The organism is Bacillus sp. JJ1474 (assembly GCF_036965225.1).
Classification (GTDB): domain Bacteria; phylum Bacillota; class Bacilli; order Bacillales; family Cytobacillaceae; genus Cytobacillus.
On the sequence record NZ_JBALPC010000036.1, the window covers coordinates 1 to 20,112 of the forward strand.

Here is a 20,112-nt window from a genome sequence, read left to right on the forward strand (position 1 = left end):
ATTATTAAACTTTGTAAATATTGTTATATTGCCCAACATCACTTCCATCCATTAGTTTTTATAAAACAAAACCGCACCATTTCCATTTCCAAAATTAACTAAGTACATTTTATTTTATTAATTGTTTTTTAAATTTTATAATGAATGGGTAATAATTGTGATAGTATGGGATTCACCTGTAAAATTGAGAGCAGACGGTTGGTGAAACATTGAGGAAATTTTTTCGAACTTTATTATTACTTTTTATCATATTTATATCATGGCCCTTCATTGAAAAATATTTGGAAAAAACAGATTTTTACCCTATATTGGATAGGTTTAAAGATGAGGTTCATGCCATTTCAGAAAATCCACAAGTTTCTGTAGCGATTGAGACGATTTTTTCCGCCATCAATCAGTTAGCTGGGAAAATGGATGAAAAGGTGGAGCTTCTTCCGAATAAAGACTTAATCCCAATAGATAAACCGAAATTATCCATTCCTTCCAGCCAAACCTTTTCGATTCATAATATTGTTCTAGGGGAAGGTAAGGAGAATGTTGAAAAGCTAGCGGGACCGCCAAAAAGATCCACTTATAATGAATATGGATCTAAATGGTATACCTATCATGAAAATTATCATAACTTTTTCATGGTCACATACGATACGAACGAAAAAGTTGCGGGTCTTTACACAAATCAAGACTTAATTTCCTCTGCGAAAGGGATAAAGCTTGGCAGTTCGAAAGAAGCTGTTCTTCAACAACTTGGAAAGCCTTTAAATCAAATTCGAAAAGGCTTAGTTTTTTACCAGTATGATAAAGAACGAGATTATGATGTATTTTCTATTGATCAGAGCAATGTAACCGTTTTTTACGATAAACATGCCAAAAATACGGTGACGGCCATTCAAATGATTGATGAAGATTTAGAACAGGCTAAAAATCATTTTTATACCGATGGATCAGAGCAGTTGAAAGAAGGCTTCGAATATCAACTATTCGATTTAACGAACGCAGACCGAGTAAAACATGGAATATCCGTGTTAAAATGGGATGATCAAGTAAAAGAAACAGCACGGAAGCATAGCCTTGATATGGCGGATAAAAATTACTTTTCCCATACAAATTTAGACGGGCAATCCCCTTTTGATAGAATGAGTGAGGACCAAGTATCCTTTACTGTAGCTGGCGAGAATCTGGCAATGGGGCAGTTTAGCAGTATTTTTGCCCATGAAGGTCTGATGAATTCTCTTGGCCACCGGGAGAATATCCTTAGACCGGAATATCAATATTTAGGTGTGGGTGTAGCGTTTAATATAAAGTCCCAACCGTACTATACAGAAAATTTCTTTAGAAAATAGGAAACAGCTGGAGATCTTTAAGGTTTCCAGCTGCTTGTTATCGAGATTCTAGCATTTAGCAACTTACTTCTTTTCATTTTCATGGATGGTCAAGAATACTTCCTCCAGTGATTCACTAGCATGCTCACGATAAATTTCCTCTAGAGTACCAAAGGACCGTACCTTTCCATTAAATAAAATCATGACTTTGTCGGCAATTTCAATGGCATCTCGCATGATATGGCTGCTAACAATCACGGTTTTATGTTCATTTTTCAGCTTTTGTAAAATTCTTTTAAATTGAATGACCCAGTAGGGATCCAAGCCATTCGTAGGTTCATCTAATATATATATATCCGTATCTGCCAGCAAACATTGAGCAAGGTTAAGGCGTTGCGACATACCTTTAGAGAAGCCGCCAACCTTTTGATTGCGGTCCTCCCATAAGCCCACGTCTTGCAAAACTTGTTTGATTTTTTCCTTATCCACTTTCAGGAATTTCCCATAATAATGTAAGATCTCAATGGGGGTCAAATCTGGAGGGAAATTCATTTGATCTGGCATATAGGCAAATGGCTTTTTCTTTTTTGAATGAAAGACTACCGTTCCAGAAGAAGCTTGATCAATCCCTGTAATCATTTTGATCATCGTACTCTTTCCTGCACCGTTTCCTCCGCATAGCACGACACATTCTCCTAGATTAATTCCTGCTTCTACCGGATATAGAGCCGTTTTATGTTTATATTTTTTGGAGAGATTTCTTAATTCAAGGATCATGCTAAACTCCCCTTTTCTTCAACATTTTAGTGGATATGGCCATTGCAATCCACATTAGGAGCACAATTGAGATCATTAATGAAATGGAAAGGGTGCCACTCTCACTCCATTTTTCAATCATTAAAAACTCTGGACCAAATACGTATTCTGCATTAAGCTTTGAAATGGACCATACTCGAATGGATTCTATTGGGTTAAGTAAGATGAAGAAAAATAAGCTTTTGAGTTTAAAGGCATACGGAATCCAATTGATAACCGTCATGATGACAAACTCATAAATGAAAACTGTCAGACACCAGAAGAACAATGCATATGACAAACCTTGCATTCTGGTTTTGCTAATCGCCCCAACGAATAATGTTGCGGCAGAAAACACAATAATGAGCAGCATGTTCACACTTAGGAATACTTGAAAGATCGAAGCTTGAAAAGATTTCCCGATGATAGAAAAAATAAGACCGAATAATCCATAAGATACACCCATGACGACAAACATAGAGATTACTAATGATAAAAACTTGCTGAGCATATACTTCCAATAAGAAACTTGATACGTTTTATATAATCCCAATCTGCCACTCTCTTTGTCTCCAATAATGGAGTTTGCTCCTAGAATTAAACAAATAATCGGCAAGAGCCATAGGGATAAATTTATCAGCAGTGCGATAGAACGATTATACGCTGTTTGATTTATATTTGCCGTATTTTCTGGCTGCTGTGTGATCTCCTTTAAGCCGTAATATTCAGGATTCACGCCCATTGTTTCAATATTGCTATTAACCCCTTCTAATCCGTAAGTTACTTTGACAGGATCGAGTTTAACGGAGTTCAACCCATAGAAATAGAGCAGTCCAGATAGAAAAATAAAGAGAATCATAAAATTCAATAACCACTTACTTCTAAGGAGCAGGCGCAGCTCATGCTTTACCATTGAATACAAAATACCCAGTTCCATCATTTTCCCTCCAATCTATGGATTTTCCCCATAAACTTCTTGATTAATGCCCGTGCTTTGTTCCCTTCAAATCTTTTTCTAATAACTCCTTTGAAGAATAAATCTCCCCACCTTGTTCTTTTTGCATGTCAGATGCTTGTTGGTCTGTCTCATATGCTGCAATTCCATAATTCATAGGACTATGAATATTTTGATTTTGTACGAAAGTACTATTATCGAATGATATCCATTCCTTTGAATCGAAATCATGAACGAAGGCGGCTTCATATTTTGGCTGATGCTCTTGCATATATACGACCATACAGCCAATATCATCGAATAACTTTGGTTCTCCATCTTCTAGAATGATCTGTGCGGCAGAGTGTAAGTCTTCTATGCCCATGTGACAAGCATCACAATCTTCTTCATTCGCCTTTATTTCAACTGGAGCTGCTGTTTTATTAGAACAAGCAGTTAAGGATATCATGACAGCCAATAAAAGAACCCACCATCTACACTTCATGCTTCTCCCTCCCAAACTTAAATAAGATATAGGAACTTCCGGATATAATGAGTAAAAAAGAGAGGACCTGAGAAAAATTCATTTCTATTTTCTCCTTATATGACAGCTCACTTTGACTCTTCTCCCAATGAACGGGTGCTGGCTTCATTAGCGGATATTCATCAATCACAAACGTATCAGATGGAATCGGAGTGAATTTTTCAATCATATTCCATAATTCCACAGCTGGACTTCGATGAAAAATTTGCAAATAAGGTTCTTTACTTGTCATATTGTAAAAAACATCACCGCTTTTATAGGCAAAATCTACAATCTTATCTTTATTTAGGCTTAATGATTGATGATCATCGAAATAATTTCCATACTGATCCTTATTAAACATATTTTCATTTTGATTATCAGAAATAATTTGTTTTGTATTTTGATAAAAATTGTTTAAATAAACAGAATTCTTTCTTAATTCCAATCCTGTATCGTTTTCTAGGAAAGTATTAAACTCAATCCGATTTCGTTTCGCATTTTCCATTAGAATTCCTTTATAGTTACTCATAACTACATTGGAAGCGATCTTTGAATCGAATGTGTCAAAGATAAACATCCCTGCACCATCGATTTTTGTATTTAAATAAAAGATATTTTCTAGAATAAAAACTTCATAGCTCTGCATAATCATCAGTCCGTTAATACTTTCACGAACTTGATTTTGCGAAATGAGGACATTTCTGGAATCCATTGTATGAACACCATACCGTGTCCGGATCATTTGATTTCCTTTTACCTCACAGAATTCAGAATAGGATACATAAATTCCATCCTGTGTATCATATATGAGATTGCTATTGGCAGAAGTATTTGGTGCTTTCACTAAATAAATCCCATAGCCTTTATATTTGGACTTCTCGTCAAAGCTAGTAATCGTATTATGTTCAAAACGATGGCCGTAGCTTTCATGAGCATAAATCCCATGAAATACATTTTTAATTAAATTATGGTGAATATGAGAACGATTGCCTTTAATATAAATCCCAGAATTTTGAGAACCGCTCCCTTCTATCTGTACGCCTTCAATAGTTACGTCATCAGCCTCAATTGTAATAACGTTCCCTTCATATGGACCGATAATCTTTGTTCCTTTTTCACCGATTAAATGAACGGGATGGGAAATAGTAAATGATCCGGGATATTCACCCGATTTGAGATTTATCACAGAAGAAGTACGATTTAATAGAGCCTCCTGTAGCTCCTTTGTATTAGATACAGTCAGCTCTGACCCGTATACTTTACCCGCAAAAATGAACCAAGAAAATACAATAAATAGGAGAACTTTTTTATTCATTTGGGATACACCTCCCCATTCACTGTTACGATTATACAGCTTGAAGGGCAGTGTTCCTACGTCGCATGTTTCATAACTGTCCGTAATATTTATAGGAATATCTGCCCTCTATTTGAAATTTAAGGTTCACTTTATAAATTTTTTCTAGTATAATTTTAGTTGTGTGATTTATTTATCTATTAATGGCTCATTGTAGCCTTACCGTCGTCTTCACCTGTTTCGGTGACTTTAAGAATGGCGACGGCTCCTTTTTGAGCATGGTTGAATTGGTGTGTGACAATTGGATAGCTTCCGACTCTTGTTACGGTAAATTCAACTACAGCACCACCGCTGGCTGGCAGCATAACAGTTTGTAATCCTTTGTAATGGTTATATGGGTTACCGTCAATATATACATCATCGAATATTGTACCAACAACATGGAATGAGCTTACTTCATTTGGTCCTACATTGTTAATATAGATTCTTACTCTGTCTCCTACTTTTGCTAATAGAGGTTGTTCTTTAAGTGTGAACGTATCGCCATTTGTATTTAGGTCACCTTCATGAAGAGCCTTAGTTGAGAATACAACTTGACTTGGAACACCATTAGTGAAATCATCTAAATCGTTATATTTATACCATTCGTTTTGAATCATAACGAATTCTTTATTAATCCCTTCATCGGTTGGATAGCCATTTTTCGGCTTAACAATGATCGTACCATGCATTCCGTTTGCAATATGTGAAAGTACAGGTGCTGTTCCACAGTGGTACATAAATACACCTGGCTTATTTGCTGGATAACTGAAAGTACCTGATTCATTAGGCTTTACATTTGAAAAATCTTTAGATGGTGCTGCATGAACAGCGTGAAAATCCATGCTATGCGGAATGGCCGGATCCATATTCTTTAATGTAAAGTTAATTGTATCCCCTTCATTTACTACTACGACTGGCCCAGGGGCTTCCCCGTTAAATGTCCAAGCTTTGTACATATACCCTTTGTCTATTTCAATGTCTGTGATCTGTGATGTCATTTCTACGTTAACTTCTGTAGGACCCACTCTTTCGATTTTCAGCGGAACCGGTTCTTGGTTCAACCCTTTATGTGGGGCTATGACTTCATTATTACTTTTCTCTGCTGATAATACCTTTTGCTCTGGCTGAGGTTTTTCTTGTACAGATTGTTGGTTGCATGCAGTTAGTAAGCTTAGTCCAATTGCGGATGTTAGAAGATATTTCATACCTTTATTCATGTTAATTCCTCCTTTATAATCCTTTTCCTTTACATCTTAATCATACTGATTCCATTCCTCTGAATAGGTGATATTACTCACAAAAGATCATGAGTCTGTGAAAAGTTTGTGAAGTCTGTTCATGAGAACTATACATAATTACTTGCAGTCAAATACGCATAAGATAGGAATCTTGAAATCGCCTTCATTCCTCCGTCCTCTAATTCCATGGAAATCTTGCTTTTAATTGTGCTATACTTTAACAGCGAATAAATATTGCCCGTTTTTTTAATCTTTTAAACTATAAGTGTAAGGTTTTTGCTTTCATATTCGTCTATTATAATGAGGGCGATAATGGCAATTAAAAAAATCTTAATATCCCTACTTACAAAAAGGAGAATTACAGGAAAAATGATAGTTGATTTTATGATGATTTTAAAAGCAATCATACTTGGATTAGTTGAAGGTTTAACAGAATTTGCCCCAGTCTCATCTACCGGGCATATGATCATCGTGGATGATATGTGGCTTCATACGAAGGATTTTTTATCAGATTCTACAGCAAATACATTTAAGGTAGTCATACAGTTAGGATCCATACTCGCAGTTGTCATCATCTTTAAAGATAGATTTATTGACATGCTAGGACTTGGAAGACGGAATAAGGGTGCAGCGGTTCCAGAAAACCGTTTGAAGCTGACACAAGTTATTGTCGGCCTTATTCCAGCCGGTATACTCGGAGTTCTATTTGAGGATTATATCGATGAAAACTTATTTTCAACTGAAACAGTATTAATTGGCTTAGTTATTGGAGCTGTCTTTATGATCCTTGCAGATATTTTTGGAGGGAAACGGCCAAAAGTGGACACGGTTGATCAAATTACTTTTAAACAGGCGTTTTCGATTGGATTGATACAATGCTTTTCACTTTGGCCTGGGTTTTCACGCTCGGGTTCAACGATTTCTGGCGGTGTATTGCTCGGATTAAGCCACCGTGCAGCAGCTGACTTCACTTTTATTATGGCTGTACCAATTATGGCCGGTGCTAGCTTTATCTCATTATTGAAAAACTGGCAATATTTCACGATCGATGCCTTGCCATTTTTCATCGCCGGATTTATTAGCGCCTTTGTGTTCGCCCTTTTATCTATTCGTTTCTTTTTAAAACTGATTAATAAAATCAAACTTGTGCCATTCGCCATTTATCGAATAGTATTGGCCTTAGTTATTTATATCGTATTTTTCTAAAAGCGGACTAGCCTTAGTCCGCTTTTTTATACGTTAAGAAAGTATAAATTGTCAGCGGAGAAGTTGATCCGATGTAGTTGCCAATTTTAGGAATTAAATATAAGTTCAACTACGCTCTGTCTTTGCCTTTTCAAGACTTGCCAATCGGCGAGTTTTCTATATAAGCATTTCATTATCCTGATTTCATAAATATTGATAAAATAGCTTTCAAAGGAAAAACTTTTTAAAGAAGAATGAATGAAGGAAGTTGAATAATATGTCAGTCCAGACTGAAAAAAAATCACTTAACGAAATTCGCTATTCTGTTTTAGATCTATCCCCTATCATTGTTGGCGGAACAGCATCAGAAGCACTTCGTAATACATTAGATCTTGCACAGCATGCCGAAAAATGGGGCTATCACCGATACTGGCTTGCAGAGCATCATAATATGCAAGGGATTGCCAGTTCAGCAACTTCGGTTGTCATCGGGCATGTTGCCGCAGGTACTACATCCATTCGTGTTGGGTCCGGCGGCATTATGCTGCCTAATCACTCTCCACTCGTGATTGCAGAACAGTTCGGGACGTTGGAGTCCCTATTCCCAGGCAGAATTGATTTAGGACTTGGCCGTGCTCCAGGAACAGATCAACTAACCGCCAGAGCTTTAAGAAGAAGCAGCCGCATGGATGGATCGGAATTTCCCGAACAACTAGAGGAGCTTCGGACATATTTCGACCCATCTAGAAGTTCAGCACCTATGCATGTTCGTGCTGTACCGGGTGAGGGGTTAAATATTCCCATCTGGCTGCTAGGTTCGAGCGGTTTCAGCGCTCAGCTTGCGGGTCAGCTTGGACTCCCATTTTCTTTTGCTAGTCATTTTTCACCTGAGAATACGTTGCCTGCTCTTGATTTATATTACCGCAGCTTCCGCCCTTCAAATGTACTAGATGAACCTTATGCAAAGGTTGGAGTGAATATTATTACGGCAGATACGGATGAAAAAGCCAAACGGCTTGCAACATCCCTTCAGTTGCAATTCCTTAATCTTATTCGCAATACGCCTGGACAGCTCCAGCCTCCAGTCGACAATATAGACGAGCATTTGAGCGAATATGAGAAAAGCCTGCTTCAAAAACAGCTTGGTTCCTCCATTATTGGCAGTCCAGACAAAGTGAAAGCTCAGCTGCAAAGCTTCATTCAAGACACAAAGGTCAACGAAATCATGGTCACCGCCCAAATCTATAACCACCAAGACAGACTGCGATCCTTTGAAATTGTCTCTGAGATTATGAATGGGGTGGAGTAGCAGTTAAATATCCGTCATCTTTGAGATGACGGATATTTTTATCGTGAATTTACGTAAAGTGTTATATAAAAAACGGGATGACGAACAGTGTTAGTGGTAAACTTCGTATATTACACTTAACTCTCCAATTTATTGGTAAAATGATGAAACCTGTCACTAAACCTAGTTATATGGACAGGTTTTGAGGAAACCGCCGGAACCTGTCCAGTAAACCGAATTTATTGGACAGGTTTCGGGGAAAGCGATGAAACCTGTCCAATGAACCTGGTAATATGGACAGGTTTTGAGGAAACCGCCGAAACCTGACCAGTAAACTGAATTTATTGGACAGGTTTTGCGGAAAACGATGAAACCTGTCCACTAACCTGTTATTTGGACAGTTAATCAGAGAACATACATCAAGCGTCCTTAATATTAAATATTATCCAATTTCCTCCCAGATACAAGGTCATCGACAAGCTTTTCTGCTGCACGCCTATATAGATTGCTCATATGGGCTAATGAGGCAATCATGAGCGTTTTCTTTAGCACCGCAGATTCATTTTCTATCATTTCACCTATCTCTTCATTTACATCCTTTCCTTTTTGTTCAATTTGTTCTATAAATGCATGGATATTTTTTTCAGTTAAGTGAAGAAAGCTTTCATAGAAACCATCTACATCCATACTTTGCTTGATAATTCTTTCATTGATGCCAGACAATGTTTCTTTTATGTCATTAATCGAGAGAGCCCCCTTTAATTGATAAATAAAACTAATTAAAATGAGGTGCTCTTTTGAATACTTTTTATTTTTGATCGGGAATAACAGCTTACCTTTAGCATAATTATTGATCATTGTTTTTGTCAGGATCTTTTCTTCCTCATTACGCTTCGTGCAGCTAAATTTATTTTCAAACAGCTGGATTACTTGATCCATATAGAGATCAATGTCAGGAATTTCATTTAAAGAAATTTGACTATTTAAGTTCAGTGACTCTATCATTTTTTGCAAATTTTCCATTTACATAAACCTCAACATTCATATTTTATAAATAAATAATACTGTATTAAAAAGATTAAGTAAATGATTGACTATCTATTGAAACGTATGTATCATTATATGTAGTTATCAAAACTACATAAATTAGGGGGATTATTGATGACATCTTATATCCGAGAGCCAATTAACGGTCTTACACACTTAGCTGGAGCGATTCTTTCCTTTGTTGGACTTCTAGCGATGGTGATCAAGGCATCAATAACAACGGCTTCTCCAATTGCAATCACTTCTGTTATTATTTTTGGCATTAGCATGATCCTGCTTTACTCCGCATCAGCCACCTATCATATGGTAGTTGCTAAGGATAAGGTCATTGCTTTTCTTAGAAGACTCGACCATTCAATGATTTTTGTTTTAATTGCTGGATCCTATACGCCCTTTTGTCTGATTAGCTTAAAGGGAGCAACAGGCTGGTTAATATTTTCTATTGTTTCTGTCATCGCAGTAGTCGGTGTGCTTTTTAAAATGATCTGGTTTAATTGTCCAAGATGGCTATCAACGGTCCTTTATGTGGCAGTAGGCTGGATAATTATATTTGCCTTTTCGCCTTTATCTGAATCACTAAGTTCATCTGGAACTCTCCTCCTCATAGCCGGTGGAATCCTGTACACAATTGGTGGATTAATTTACGCTCTAAAACCTAAGTTTCTAGAGTTTGATTATTTCGGTTTTCATGAAATTTTTCATATTTTCATTATGCTTGGAAGCATGGCTCATTTTCTTTGTGTTTATTTATATGTAATATAAGAAAGAACCCGCTCTACAATGCGGGTTCTTTCTTATATTAATAGCCCATATTAATAAACATCGAAAAGAAAAATGCAAATAATAGAATGACTCCAATAACAAGCAGAATAAATAAAGCAACAATAATCCATCCTAACACTTTTCTACCCGTCACTATAAGGTAGATACCTAAACCTAATAATCCGAAAACAAATCCTAGGATTCCCCAAAGTACCGGACTTTTCCCATGCTTTGGTGCATCTATAACCATAAATACTGTTATGGCGATACTTAATAATAAACCAATACCATACTCCATTTCTTCAACTGCCTCCTTCCCCTGCTCAAAAAACAACAGATACTAAATTTCTATACAATTTTAACGAAAATATGCGAATGGATTAACCCCAAATGTTTGACAAAAATGGATTAATAGTCCATTACCAACCCTCCGGATCTTCCAAAACTTAAAAAGTACATAATTCCCATGCAAATTGGAAAATTTAAATAGAGGGAGGGAACCAATATGATTGGTGGACTTATTAAAAAACTGCTTGAACATAAAAAGATAAATACCCAGTTTAATGAAATATCGAATGCCAAAGATATTGAACTGAAGAAGCAATCGATAAGTCCAAACTTAGAAAAAATGATCGACATTTTTAATCATATCTATTCTATACCCTTAAATAAAGACGTGATCATTCGTACCATTAATATTGGCGGTTTGAATATCAAAGCTGCTACCATTGCCATAAATTCCATTTCTGATTATAAAATTATTGAAGAACATTTACTTTCACCATTGCTGACAAATGAAAATTCGGAAAAAGAAATTGAAGATTTAATAGAATTTCAATCGCTCGTTAAGATTCAGATGATACAAGATGCTATTGACAAAATTAATGATGGAGGCCTCATCCTCATCGTTGACGGATTTCCATTTGCCTATGGCATGACTGCTAGTGCAATGGCTAGCCGGCAAATTGATAAGCCAGAGAATGAATTAACTTTAAAAGGATCCAAAGAAGGATTTACTGAAAAGCTCAATGTTAATGTTTCTTTAATTAGAAAGAGAATTAAAAATGAAAGCCTCATTTTTGAAACATCTGTTATTTCAAAAAGAGCGAGAAATCAAGTTAGCATTGTCTATCTCAAGGATTTAACAAATGAAACATTACTTCTTAATATCAGGGAAAAATTAGCAAAGCTTGATGTAGATTCAATTCATAATATTGCCCTATTAGAGCAGTATATTGAAGATCGAAAAACTTCATTATTTCCTACAGTATTATATACAGAAAGGCCGGATCGCGCTGTTTCATATATTGATAACGGCTATATAGTTCTAATTATGGATAATTCTCCAGCTGCCCTTGTTGTTCCGGCTACCTTTTGGTCATTTTATCATACAGCTGAAGATCATTATATGCGATTTATTCCTGCTAATTTCACTAGATTAATGCGGATGATGGCAATTTTTATCACACTATTCATGTCAGCAATTTATGTGGCTATGACATCCTTTCATGCGGAAATGATACCGCACGATTTATTATTAGCGATTGCTGCCACGAGAGAAAGGGTGCCCTTTCCCGCGTTTGTCGAAGTATTTCTAATGGAAATTGCCTTTGATCTTATACGTGAAGCCGGGTTAAGGGTTCCAGCCCCAATTGGACCAACAATTGGAATTGTTGGAGCCCTAATACTAGGACAGGCTGCCGTACAGGCAAATATAGTTAGTCCGATTGTTGTTATTGTTGTTGCACTAGCGGGACTTTGTTCTTTTATTCTAGGTGATGTTAATATGGATTATTCTATCCGTTTAAGCCGCTACTTTTTTATAATGACTGCGGCACTATTCGGAATTTATGGGATGACAGCTGGCTTTGTGATAGGAATATTTTATTTAGTCTCATTAAAGTCCTTTGGTGTTCCTTATTTAGCACCGTTCACTCCGAGATATTTCTCATCAAATGACAGTCTTTTCCGAAGGCTGCTGCAAGACGAAGTGTTCAGACCAGGTTATTTAAAGCCTAAGGATATGAAAAAAAACTAGGAGAATGTTAATGGATCAATTAAAGGGACAAATGGGGATTAGGGAATTTTATGCCATTATTGTCATCACTGTAGGTACGAAGCTTGGAGATGACACACCTACAATTTTATTTAATCATTTAGAAACTGCAGCTTGGATGGCCCCTATAATCATTGGGGCAGTTTCCTTGTTCCCATTATTCCTGCTTCTTAAAACACTTAACTTATATGGAAATAAAAATTTAGCTGAAATCATTCTTGATTTATTTGGAAAATACCTCGGATTTATCATTCTATTTATTTTATTTGCGATTTTTTTCAGTGCCCTGACCATCGACTCTGCCACTTATGGAAATCTCATTTCAACGATGTATTTTACAAAAACACCTTTTATTATCATCCATGCCCTATCCATGGCCTTATGTGCCTACGGAGCGAAAAAAGGAATAAAGCATATCGGGTCGGTTTCATGGGCTCTTCTTATTTATATAAAAATCGCCCTTCTTGTAGTCTTATTGCTCCTGTTTGTCAAAGGTGAATCAAGCTTTATATTTCCAATCTTCGGACCAGGTAAGTGGGAAGTACTAAAACACAGCGTAACGCATTCATCCATTTATGTAGATTTATTTTATTTGGCTCTCCTATTCCCATTTATCTCTGAGAAAAAAAGTTATAAAAAAGGCATTTGGATCGGCCTTTTATTCGTAACAATTGAATTGTCTGTTTCCATTATGGGCTATGTCATGCTGTTTGATTACATTGGCGTGAAGATGATGAATTATGCTTTTCATGAAGCGATTCGTTATTTTGAAATTGGGTTTTTAATTAATGTTGAAACTTTCTTTTTTCCATTTTGGCTTGTCGCTGCCTTTCTCCGATTTACGGTTTATTTATATTTAAACGCTCTCATATTTAGTTATATTTTTAAAATCAAAAATTTCAATTATCTCATTCCAATCATGGCAACTTTAGCAGTAGTACTTGGATTGATTCCGGAAAGTCCCTCTTTTACACTTTTCCATTTACGAGAGAAATTGATCTACATAACGACACCGGTTTTTCTCATATTCCCTTTTGTGATTTGGATATTTGGAAGGATAAAAGGAGTAAAAAACAATGAAAACGTCTCAAATTAAACTTCTCTGTCCTTTGATTATCATAGTACTACTAAGCGGATGTTGGGATCAGAAGGAAATTGATCGGAGAGATTATGTTCTTGCGATTGGATTTGATAAGGCTGAAGATCAAGGGATAGAAATTTCCTTTTTGATTATAAATCCCGAGGTAGGCTCGGTTCAGATGGGTGGTTCCACGTCAGAACCTCCAACAGAAATTATTTCCTTTAAAACAAAGGATATAATTACAACTGAAAGTTTTGCAAATACCATTGTGGCAAGGGAAATTTCCTTTGATATGATCAGAATTATTATTGTTTCTGAGAAGCTTGCAAGGGATAAAGATTTTATTAGATGGATGTACGATGCCATAAAACTAAAAGACATTCGAAGAGATAATTTCTTAGTTTTCACAAAGGAAGATGCCCGTAAATTTATGGAAAATAATAAGCCAAGGCTTGAAACTAGGGTACATAAATATTTTGAAAATATTATTAATCGCGGAAATGAAACTGGTCTCATTCCTTTTTCTCAACTGCATACGTATTTAAGAATAACTGAGGCTGATGCCGACCTCTTTTTAGGTATTTATGCGACAACAGAACCCGATAAAGATGAGATTAATGAAATGAGGAATGAGGATAATATTTTTGCAGGGCAATTTAAGCCTCGGGGAAAAACGAACAAAACTGAGTTTTTAGGATCAGCTGTTTTTAAAGAAGGGAAAATGATTGGAAAACTTACAGGAGAAGAAACACGTATATCCTACCTATTAAATAATGTCGATCATGCCACAGATATGCTTGCTTCGGTTCCAGACCCATTTAATAAAAATTATAGCATGGGGGTAAGAATCTCCCAGCAAAAGGAAGCCGATATTCAAATGAATTTATTTGACAGGAATGGCACGATCCACGTAACTTTGCCGCTTATGATCGATGTATTATCAGATCATAGTATGGTAAATTACAATTCCAACAAAGAGAACCGAGAGAAATTAAAAAAACATATTGAAGATCAATTTGAAGGGAGAATAAATAATTTTGTCAGAAAGACACAGGAGGAATTCAAAGGAGAACCGTTTGGATGGTCATTAAACGCGAGAAAGGAATTTTCGAATCTTAAGGATTATTATAAATTTAACTGGATGGAAGCCTATCCAAATATGGATGTAAAAGTAACGGTTAAAGTAAAAATTATTGAATATGGGAGACAAAGTAAATTGCCAAGTCTTCATAAAGTGAGGGATTAAATTGAACATTTTTATTTTCTTATGGATAACCTTAGTGCTTATCCTCCTCTATTCACTTGGCTTTTGTATTTCACTTTGGAAAGAAAAGAATAAAATAGGAGCATTCGGGGTTTTCTTGTTAATAGGCGGAACAATTGTTGGATCCATTTATGGCTTAATATTATAAGGCAAAGGTGCCAGGCGCCACGGTACAACAACATCTAGTGTCTAATTAATGAGGTAGACTCTAGATGTTAGTTTTAGTGTGGAGCCAGGCACCTTATACAAGCCTCATTAGCCGTGGCAATCATAATATCTCAATTGGTTCCGTGGATTACTCCTAGTTCCTTCAAATATTGTCGATACGCAATACTCATTCTATCGCTTACTAGTGATAGCTCAACTTGTAAATCAAGCGGCAGTTCTTCTGGCTTTTGATTCTCAACTACTGGCTTGTCCTGAGCAAAAATTTCATCCTGGAACTTAATAATTTCTTCATCTGATAATCCCGTTTCGTAGTCGAATGAAAGAATTCCATAAGCTACAGATTTATCTTCCGTTTCCGGACGGATGGTTAATAAAATCGTCATATGTGTCCCATTTTCACGATCCTTCTTAGTGAATAGAACGGTTAAAGGACGAATAATTTCATATGTGTAATAGACATATTTCGGATTTCCAGAACCATCTGGATCAGGCTGATAAATGGCAATTTCGTCTGAGTATATTCGATTTCCCTCTTTATTTACGGAATAATCGATAATTTCACGATGAGATTCGTCTCCAAGGAACCCTTGATGGACGACTGCCAAATGGCCAACATCCAAGAAGTTTTCAACGATACGCGGTGGCTTGGCATTTACTTCCTGCGGTCCCCAAATGACATTGTGGTAATCTGTTGTTTCCATTTCTTTATAATAGAAGAAATCAGGATTATTATTAGCTAAGTTCACCCAAATAAATCCATATTTTTCTGTACAACCATAAGTCGTTGCCTTTGCCTTCTTAGGGATCGATCTGCCTTCCGGAAGCTGAGGAATCTTAACACAATCCCCATCATGATGAAACTCCCAAGCATGGTAAGGACAAACAAGACAATCATTCTTAACTTCCCCTAATGATAAGGCTGCCCCTCTATGAATACATAAATCTTTAAATGCATGGACTCCTTCACTATTTCTAAAAATAACGAGCCGCTCTCCCATCACAATTACTTGAATAGGCGTATTCTTCACATCAACAGAACGACAGGCAACAATCCAATCTTCTAGCAACACTTGATCTTGTATCATGTTAGTCCCCTTTATTTACGTATTTTCTATTTTCATTGTAATAAGATTATTATCATTGGTCAACTAAAAACACGAACAAATTTTATAACTTTAAAAATAATGTTCGTTTTTTATATACAAACGCTTTGTTTTTTAATATAATCCAGTTGAAAAGGTTAAAAACGCGAATATCAAGGAGGAATACCGTTTTGGAAAGGAAACCAAATAATGGGATTATCATTGGAGTAGATGATAAAATAAGTTATGGAAAGGCACTCCTACTTGGAGCACAGCACGTGTTAGCTATGGATTTGTATATTGCACCAATCATCATTGCTGGCCTTTTATCTTTAGGAACTGAAAATACGTCTTTCTTTATTCAAATGTGCTTTCTGGCAACAGGGCTTGCTACTTTAATTCAAACTGGTGCAGGAATAAAGCTGCCAGTCGTACAGGGTCCTTCCTATGTACCAATTGGAGCCATTGCAGCAATTGGGGGAAAGCTTGGATTAGGAGCTATTGCGGGAAGTCTTATTCCAGGGGCACTGATCATTGCACTTCTAGGATATCCATTGAAATGGTTTGCAAAGGTAGTCAAAAGAATCATTCCTCCTCTAGTCGGGGGAACCGTTATTATCATTGTTGGGATTGCCTTAATGCCAGTCGGAATGAATAATATCTATATTGCACCAGGCAATGTTGGTGACAACATTATCGTTGCTGCAGTTTCTGCAGGCGTACTGATCATTTGTATGCTTCTAGGCCGTAAAATGAATGGCATTGGAACTTTTTTTCGTTTGATTTCTGTTTTAATTGCCATAGTTGCAGGAACGCTTACAGCAAGCTTATTCGGAAGCGTTGATTTCTCCCCTGTTAAGGAAGCCGCTTGGTTCTCATTGCCATCATTTCTTCCTTTTGGCAAACCAATTTTTAATGTAAGTGCTATTATTACAATGGTTTTAGTTTATTTTATAATTTTAATCGAAACGACTGGAACGTGGTTTGTTGTTTCTACCGTGACAGGAAAAGAGCTTGATGAGAAGCGTTTAAACCGAGCTTCTGTTGGTGAAGGTCTCGGATGTTTTGTTGGTGCCCTATTTGGAAGCACGCCTATGACTGGTTATTCATCTAATGCAGGACTTCTAGCAATTACTGGAGTTGCCAGCAGATTAGCGATTATGGCTAGTGGACTTATCCTTGTTTGTTTAGGCCTAGTACCAAAGCTTTCTACTGCTATCACTTGTATCCCTGAGCCTGTAATTAACGGTATATTTGGTATCGTTTGTGTAGCGATTGTGACAAATGGCATGAAGGTCATTCAACCGATCATCATAGATGACCGTAATATGATGGTCATTGGGATCCCGATTCTTTTAACGATCGCAGTAACTGTTTTGCCAAAAGATGTGTTATACAGTGCACCTGAATGGGCAACGTATATTTTATCTTCTGGAATTACAGTTGGCGCACTTGCTACTGTCATAATAAACTTAGTCATTCCGACTGGTAAAAGAAATTCTGCAGAGGAACCTGTGAGTGAATAATCGATAAATTTGGAGGAACTAATTTTGCGATTAGTTCCTTTTTTTATACCTATGTTAAGGGTTTTAGACCAGTTCTCTTCAAATAGCTAACATTGGTCACTTCTATGTAAGGGTTTTAGACCGGTTCTCTTCAAAACGCTAACATTGCACGCTTCAATGTTAGGATTTTTGCCAGAATCCCTCTATAACGATAACATTAATCCCAGCTCGTCTAGAAATCTTACTGTTTCTTCTTCATAGAATTGTTAAAAGGAGCGGAATTTTACGTTAAGTAACCGCTCCTTCCTATTTTATTATTTTTCGTCTACTACTTTTGGATTTCCTCCCATTGCTTCATTGGATCTGCAATGGACTTGTCATTAGGCATATGAATGATGTTGATTTCTCGTTCATTTCGTTCTTTAGCAAGATCAAGATAGATCATTTTTGATTTTCCAAGGCCAGCCTTTTCTGCGTCATCGACTGAGGCTGCATAATAAACAGTCTTAATACCGGCAAAATACATTGCGGTTAAGCACATCGAACATGGTTCACCGCTCGCATAGATGGTGCAATCACTCAAGTCCAATTTTTGAAGCTTTGCTTGCGCCCTTCTAATCGCCAATAATTCTGCATGTCCACTTATATCAAAATGAATATGAAGTTCATTTACTCCATCAGAAATAACTTCATTATCCCTTACCAAAACAGCACCAAACGGCTGTCCGCCCTGCTTAACATTATCCAATGCTAATTGAATAGCTTGCTTCATGAATGTGTCCATGATAAAGACCCCTTTCTAGAATAAAACCTCATTTCTTACTAGCGTATCATATTAGCCCTTATTTCGCCTACCAGAGGGCCGTCAGCACTTTCATTCTCGTACAGTTGCTTCTACATCCACAATAGTCGATACAGGGACCTTTTCCTGTTACGAGATTGTTGTTGTTCCATTTTGGCTTCGACTCTTTCACCATTAATAAAATTTTCTAGTATTCTAGTCGATGTGGGCTTCCTTTTTTACGAAAAAATTATAATGAAAGCAATCCATATAGAGTTCTTCCAACTCCTGTATTGTCGGGACCTTTGGATTATTTGCCGGGCTTTCGCTATCCATGGCGTCTTTGGCCATTTTGCTTATAGCTAATTGAAATGCATTTTCATCGATTCCCCACCCTTTTAAATTGGGAATATGTAAGGTTTGACAAAGCTCTTTAACAGATTCTACGGCAAGATCGGCAGCCTCTGCATTAGAAAATCCCTTTCCTCCCTTTGCAAAAATTCTCCCTAAATCTGCTAATCGATCAATACAGGAATCCTTGCTAAATTCCAATACAGCAGGGAGAAGCATCGCATTTGAATACCCATGCGGAACATGGAATAACGCCCCAATTGGTCTTGACATTCCATGAACGAGACAGACAGATGAATTGCTGAAAGCCATTCCTGCCTGAAGGGACCCAAGTGACATCGCTCCACGTGCCTTTATGTTGTTTCCGTCCGAATAAGCTATTTGGATATTTTCAACGATTAATTTCATTGCGGATAACGCAATTGTATCTGTCATTGGATGTGCCTTCTTTGAAAGATAAGCCTCAACTGCATGGCTTAGTGCATCAATGCCTGTTGCTGCTGTAACATGCTTTGGGGATGATAATGTCAAAAGTGGATCGACAATCGCAATTAATGGCATAAAGGCAGGCTGCTTAATCATCATTTTGACTTGGTTAGATGAATTTGTAATAACTGTCGCATCTGTTGCCTCGGAACCGGTTCCGGCTGTCGTAGGAATGGCGATATGTGGGATAGGAGGCTGACTCGCTATTTTCTTCCCTCCCATATAATCGCCGATATAACCGCTATTAACAGCAAGTACGGCTATTGCTTTTGCGGTATCTATACAGCTGCCGCCTCCTACTGAAATAACGAGATCACAATTTTCTTTCTTAAAAGTCTCAAGTGACTCTGCTACATATTGATCAGTTGGCTCTGAGTCAACACCAAGATAAATGAAGCTATCAACACCATGATCCTGTAAATATTCTTGGCATTGATGAACGTAACCTAACTGATCCATGATTTTATCGCTGACAATTAATGCCCTTTTCCCTCTTGATGAAGCTTCTTTCCCTACTTTTTCGAATGATTTCTGACCATAGATAATGGTTTGCGGCGCTCTAAAAAACTCGTAATTTTTCATCCTGCACTTTCCCCCTACTTTGTCCTACACTTAATTAAACGCTCAAACTATGTAAAGTATGACAAGGTGTAACTCCGGAATTATTGCTTATAAGCTAATTACCATTGTGAATAGGATATAGAAAATACTGAATTATCAAATATTTACTATTTTAACACTCATTCTCATATAAAGCTGAAATTTTTTGATTTTCTTTCCAACAGTAACTATTTAATAAAACTTACTTTGACAGGATAAAGAATTAGGTATATATTCATATTATAGTATATTCAAATAATCAAATATACTAATATATTAAGATACTAAAAATAAAGAAGGGGTAATAT

General features: G+C 36.7%; 18 protein-coding genes. 8 read left to right on the plus strand and 10 right to left on the minus strand.

Annotated features, from left to right (window positions below; genetic code table 11):
* Nucleotides 1-308 precede the first annotated feature (308 nt).
* The gene (locus V7164_RS05650) at nt 309-1,340 is read left to right on the plus strand and encodes a CAP domain-containing protein (RefSeq protein ID WP_335353579.1); all 1,032 of its coding nucleotides are present in this window, start codon (nt 309-311) and stop codon (nt 1,338-1,340) included.
* Between the two features lie 63 nt (nt 1,341-1,403).
* On the opposite strand, the gene V7164_RS05655 is transcribed toward V7164_RS05650, so the two are convergent.
* The 5 genes from V7164_RS05655 to V7164_RS05675 all read right to left on the minus strand — a co-directional run bounded on the left by V7164_RS05655 (nt 1,404) and on the right by V7164_RS05675 (nt 6,127).
* Nucleotides 1,404-2,096 carry an ABC transporter ATP-binding protein gene (locus V7164_RS05655; protein WP_335347285.1) on the minus strand — a complete coding sequence of 231 codons (693 nt, stop codon included), beginning with the start codon at nt 2,094-2,096 and terminating at the stop codon, nt 1,404-1,406.
* A gap of 1 nt (nt 2,097) precedes the next feature.
* Complete coding sequence (locus tag V7164_RS05660; RefSeq protein WP_335353580.1) at nt 2,098-3,054, minus strand: ABC transporter permease; 957 nt, start codon at nt 3,052-3,054, stop codon at nt 2,098-2,100.
* A 40-nt stretch (nt 3,055-3,094) separates the two neighbouring features.
* Entirely contained in the window at nt 3,095-3,553 is a 459-nt protein-coding gene (locus tag V7164_RS05665; protein WP_335353581.1) for a nitrous oxide reductase accessory protein NosL, read from the minus strand.
* Nucleotides 3,543-4,889 carry a NosD domain-containing protein gene (locus V7164_RS05670; protein WP_335353582.1) on the minus strand — a complete coding sequence of 449 codons (1,347 nt, stop codon included), beginning with the start codon at nt 4,887-4,889 and terminating at the stop codon, nt 3,543-3,545. Before V7164_RS05670 ends, V7164_RS05665 begins: the two co-directional genes overlap by 11 nt.
* Nucleotides 4,890-5,068: 179 nt before the next feature.
* Nucleotides 5,069-6,127 carry a multicopper oxidase domain-containing protein gene (locus tag V7164_RS05675; RefSeq protein ID WP_335353583.1) on the minus strand — a complete coding sequence of 353 codons (1,059 nt, stop codon included), beginning with the start codon at nt 6,125-6,127 and terminating at the stop codon, nt 5,069-5,071.
* Nucleotides 6,128-6,517: 390 nt separating this feature from the next.
* Between V7164_RS05675 and V7164_RS05680 the strand changes: the two genes are divergently transcribed.
* Both V7164_RS05680 and V7164_RS05685 read left to right on the plus strand, forming a co-directional pair.
* Nucleotides 6,518-7,354, plus strand: a complete 837-nt coding sequence (locus tag V7164_RS05680) for an undecaprenyl-diphosphate phosphatase (protein ID WP_335353592.1) — start codon at nt 6,518-6,520, stop codon at nt 7,352-7,354.
* Nucleotides 7,355-7,610: 256 nt separating this feature from the next.
* Nucleotides 7,611-8,642: an LLM class flavin-dependent oxidoreductase gene (locus tag V7164_RS05685; protein WP_335353584.1), complete on the plus strand. Its 1,032-nt coding sequence runs from the start codon at nt 7,611-7,613 to the stop codon at nt 8,640-8,642.
* Between the two features lie 414 nt (nt 8,643-9,056).
* Here V7164_RS05685 and V7164_RS05690 read toward each other — a convergent pair whose 3' ends face one another.
* On the minus strand, nt 9,057-9,644 hold the full coding sequence (locus V7164_RS05690; protein ID WP_335348276.1) for a DUF1836 domain-containing protein: 588 nt from the start codon (nt 9,642-9,644) through the stop codon (nt 9,057-9,059).
* 138 nt (nt 9,645-9,782) lie between these two features.
* On the opposite strand from V7164_RS05690, the gene trhA reads away from it, so the two are divergent.
* Nucleotides 9,783-10,430, plus strand: a complete 648-nt coding sequence (trhA, locus tag V7164_RS05695; RefSeq protein ID WP_335353585.1) for a PAQR family membrane homeostasis protein TrhA — start codon at nt 9,783-9,785, stop codon at nt 10,428-10,430.
* A 37-nt stretch (nt 10,431-10,467) separates the two neighbouring features.
* On the opposite strand, the gene V7164_RS05700 is transcribed toward trhA, so the two are convergent.
* The gene (locus tag V7164_RS05700; protein ID WP_335348394.1) at nt 10,468-10,728 is read right to left on the minus strand and encodes a hypothetical protein; all 261 of its coding nucleotides are present in this window, start codon (nt 10,726-10,728) and stop codon (nt 10,468-10,470) included.
* 207 nt (nt 10,729-10,935) lie between these two features.
* Between V7164_RS05700 and V7164_RS05705 the strand changes: the two genes are divergently transcribed.
* The 3 genes from V7164_RS05705 to V7164_RS05715 are packed head-to-tail and all read left to right on the plus strand — an operon-like array spanning nt 10,936 to nt 14,813.
* On the plus strand, nt 10,936-12,468 hold the full coding sequence (locus V7164_RS05705; protein WP_335353586.1) for a spore germination protein: 1,533 nt from the start codon (nt 10,936-10,938) through the stop codon (nt 12,466-12,468).
* A gap of 10 nt (nt 12,469-12,478) precedes the next feature.
* Nucleotides 12,479-13,582 (plus strand): GerAB/ArcD/ProY family transporter, encoded by a 1,104-nt coding sequence (locus tag V7164_RS05710; RefSeq protein WP_335353587.1) that lies wholly within the window; start codon nt 12,479-12,481, stop codon nt 13,580-13,582.
* Nucleotides 13,563-14,813 carry a Ger(x)C family spore germination protein gene (locus V7164_RS05715; RefSeq protein WP_335353588.1) on the plus strand — a complete coding sequence of 417 codons (1,251 nt, stop codon included), beginning with the start codon at nt 13,563-13,565 and terminating at the stop codon, nt 14,811-14,813. The genes V7164_RS05710 and V7164_RS05715 overlap by 20 nt, the downstream gene beginning before the upstream one ends.
* Nucleotides 14,814-15,109: 296 nt before the next feature.
* Here the strand turns inward: V7164_RS05715 and V7164_RS05720 are convergent, their stop codons facing one another.
* A complete protein-coding gene (locus V7164_RS05720) occupies nt 15,110-16,084 on the minus strand; it encodes an aromatic ring-hydroxylating dioxygenase subunit alpha (protein ID WP_335347280.1) in 975 nt (324 codons plus the stop codon).
* A gap of 188 nt (nt 16,085-16,272) precedes the next feature.
* Here V7164_RS05720 and V7164_RS05725 point away from each other — a divergent pair, with 188 nt between their 5' ends.
* Nucleotides 16,273-17,607 (plus strand): uracil-xanthine permease family protein, encoded by a 1,335-nt coding sequence (locus tag V7164_RS05725; protein WP_335353589.1) that lies wholly within the window; start codon nt 16,273-16,275, stop codon nt 17,605-17,607.
* A gap of 307 nt (nt 17,608-17,914) precedes the next feature.
* On the opposite strand, the gene V7164_RS05730 is transcribed toward V7164_RS05725, so the two are convergent.
* Together V7164_RS05730 and V7164_RS05735 are read right to left on the minus strand one after the other, a co-directional pair.
* On the minus strand, nt 17,915-18,370 hold the full coding sequence (locus V7164_RS05730; RefSeq protein ID WP_335353590.1) for a nucleoside deaminase: 456 nt from the start codon (nt 18,368-18,370) through the stop codon (nt 17,915-17,917).
* Between the two features lie 213 nt (nt 18,371-18,583).
* A complete protein-coding gene (locus V7164_RS05735; protein WP_335353591.1) occupies nt 18,584-19,786 on the minus strand; it encodes an iron-containing alcohol dehydrogenase in 1,203 nt (400 codons plus the stop codon).
* Between the last annotated feature and the right edge of the window lie 326 nt (nt 19,787-20,112).

What these genes read in the sequence shown, in the direction of transcription:
- V7164_RS05700 (WP_335348394.1), bottom strand. Translation starts at nt 10,728, where the DNA reads ATGGAGTATGGTATTGGTTTATTATTAAGTATCGCCATAACAGTATTT.
- V7164_RS05675 (WP_335353583.1), bottom strand. Translation starts at nt 6,127, where the DNA reads ATGAATAAAGGTATGAAATATCTTCTAACATCCGCAATTGGACTAAGC.
- V7164_RS05655 (WP_335347285.1), bottom strand. Translation starts at nt 2,096, where the DNA reads ATGATCCTTGAATTAAGAAATCTCTCCAAAAAATATAAACATAAAACG.
- V7164_RS05670 (WP_335353582.1), bottom strand. Translation starts at nt 4,889, where the DNA reads ATGAATAAAAAAGTTCTCCTATTTATTGTATTTTCTTGGTTCATTTTT.
- V7164_RS05665 (WP_335353581.1), bottom strand. Translation starts at nt 3,553, where the DNA reads ATGAAGTGTAGATGGTGGGTTCTTTTATTGGCTGTCATGATATCCTTA.
- V7164_RS05660 (WP_335353580.1), bottom strand. Translation starts at nt 3,054, where the DNA reads ATGATGGAACTGGGTATTTTGTATTCAATGGTAAAGCATGAGCTGCGC.
- V7164_RS05735 (WP_335353591.1), bottom strand. Translation starts at nt 19,786, where the DNA reads ATGAAAAATTACGAGTTTTTTAGAGCGCCGCAAACCATTATCTATGGT.
- V7164_RS05715 (WP_335353588.1), top strand. Translation starts at nt 13,563, where the DNA reads ATGAAAACGTCTCAAATTAAACTTCTCTGTCCTTTGATTATCATAGTA.
- V7164_RS05720 (WP_335347280.1), bottom strand. Translation starts at nt 16,084, where the DNA reads ATGATACAAGATCAAGTGTTGCTAGAAGATTGGATTGTTGCCTGTCGT.
- V7164_RS05680 (WP_335353592.1), top strand. Translation starts at nt 6,518, where the DNA reads ATGATAGTTGATTTTATGATGATTTTAAAAGCAATCATACTTGGATTA.
- V7164_RS05685 (WP_335353584.1), top strand. Translation starts at nt 7,611, where the DNA reads ATGTCAGTCCAGACTGAAAAAAAATCACTTAACGAAATTCGCTATTCT.
- V7164_RS05705 (WP_335353586.1), top strand. Translation starts at nt 10,936, where the DNA reads ATGATTGGTGGACTTATTAAAAAACTGCTTGAACATAAAAAGATAAAT.
- trhA (WP_335353585.1), top strand. Translation starts at nt 9,783, where the DNA reads ATGACATCTTATATCCGAGAGCCAATTAACGGTCTTACACACTTAGCT.
- V7164_RS05730 (WP_335353590.1), bottom strand. Translation starts at nt 18,370, where the DNA reads ATGGACACATTCATGAAGCAAGCTATTCAATTAGCATTGGATAATGTT.
- V7164_RS05690 (WP_335348276.1), bottom strand. Translation starts at nt 9,644, where the DNA reads ATGGAAAATTTGCAAAAAATGATAGAGTCACTGAACTTAAATAGTCAA.
- V7164_RS05710 (WP_335353587.1), top strand. Translation starts at nt 12,479, where the DNA reads ATGGATCAATTAAAGGGACAAATGGGGATTAGGGAATTTTATGCCATT.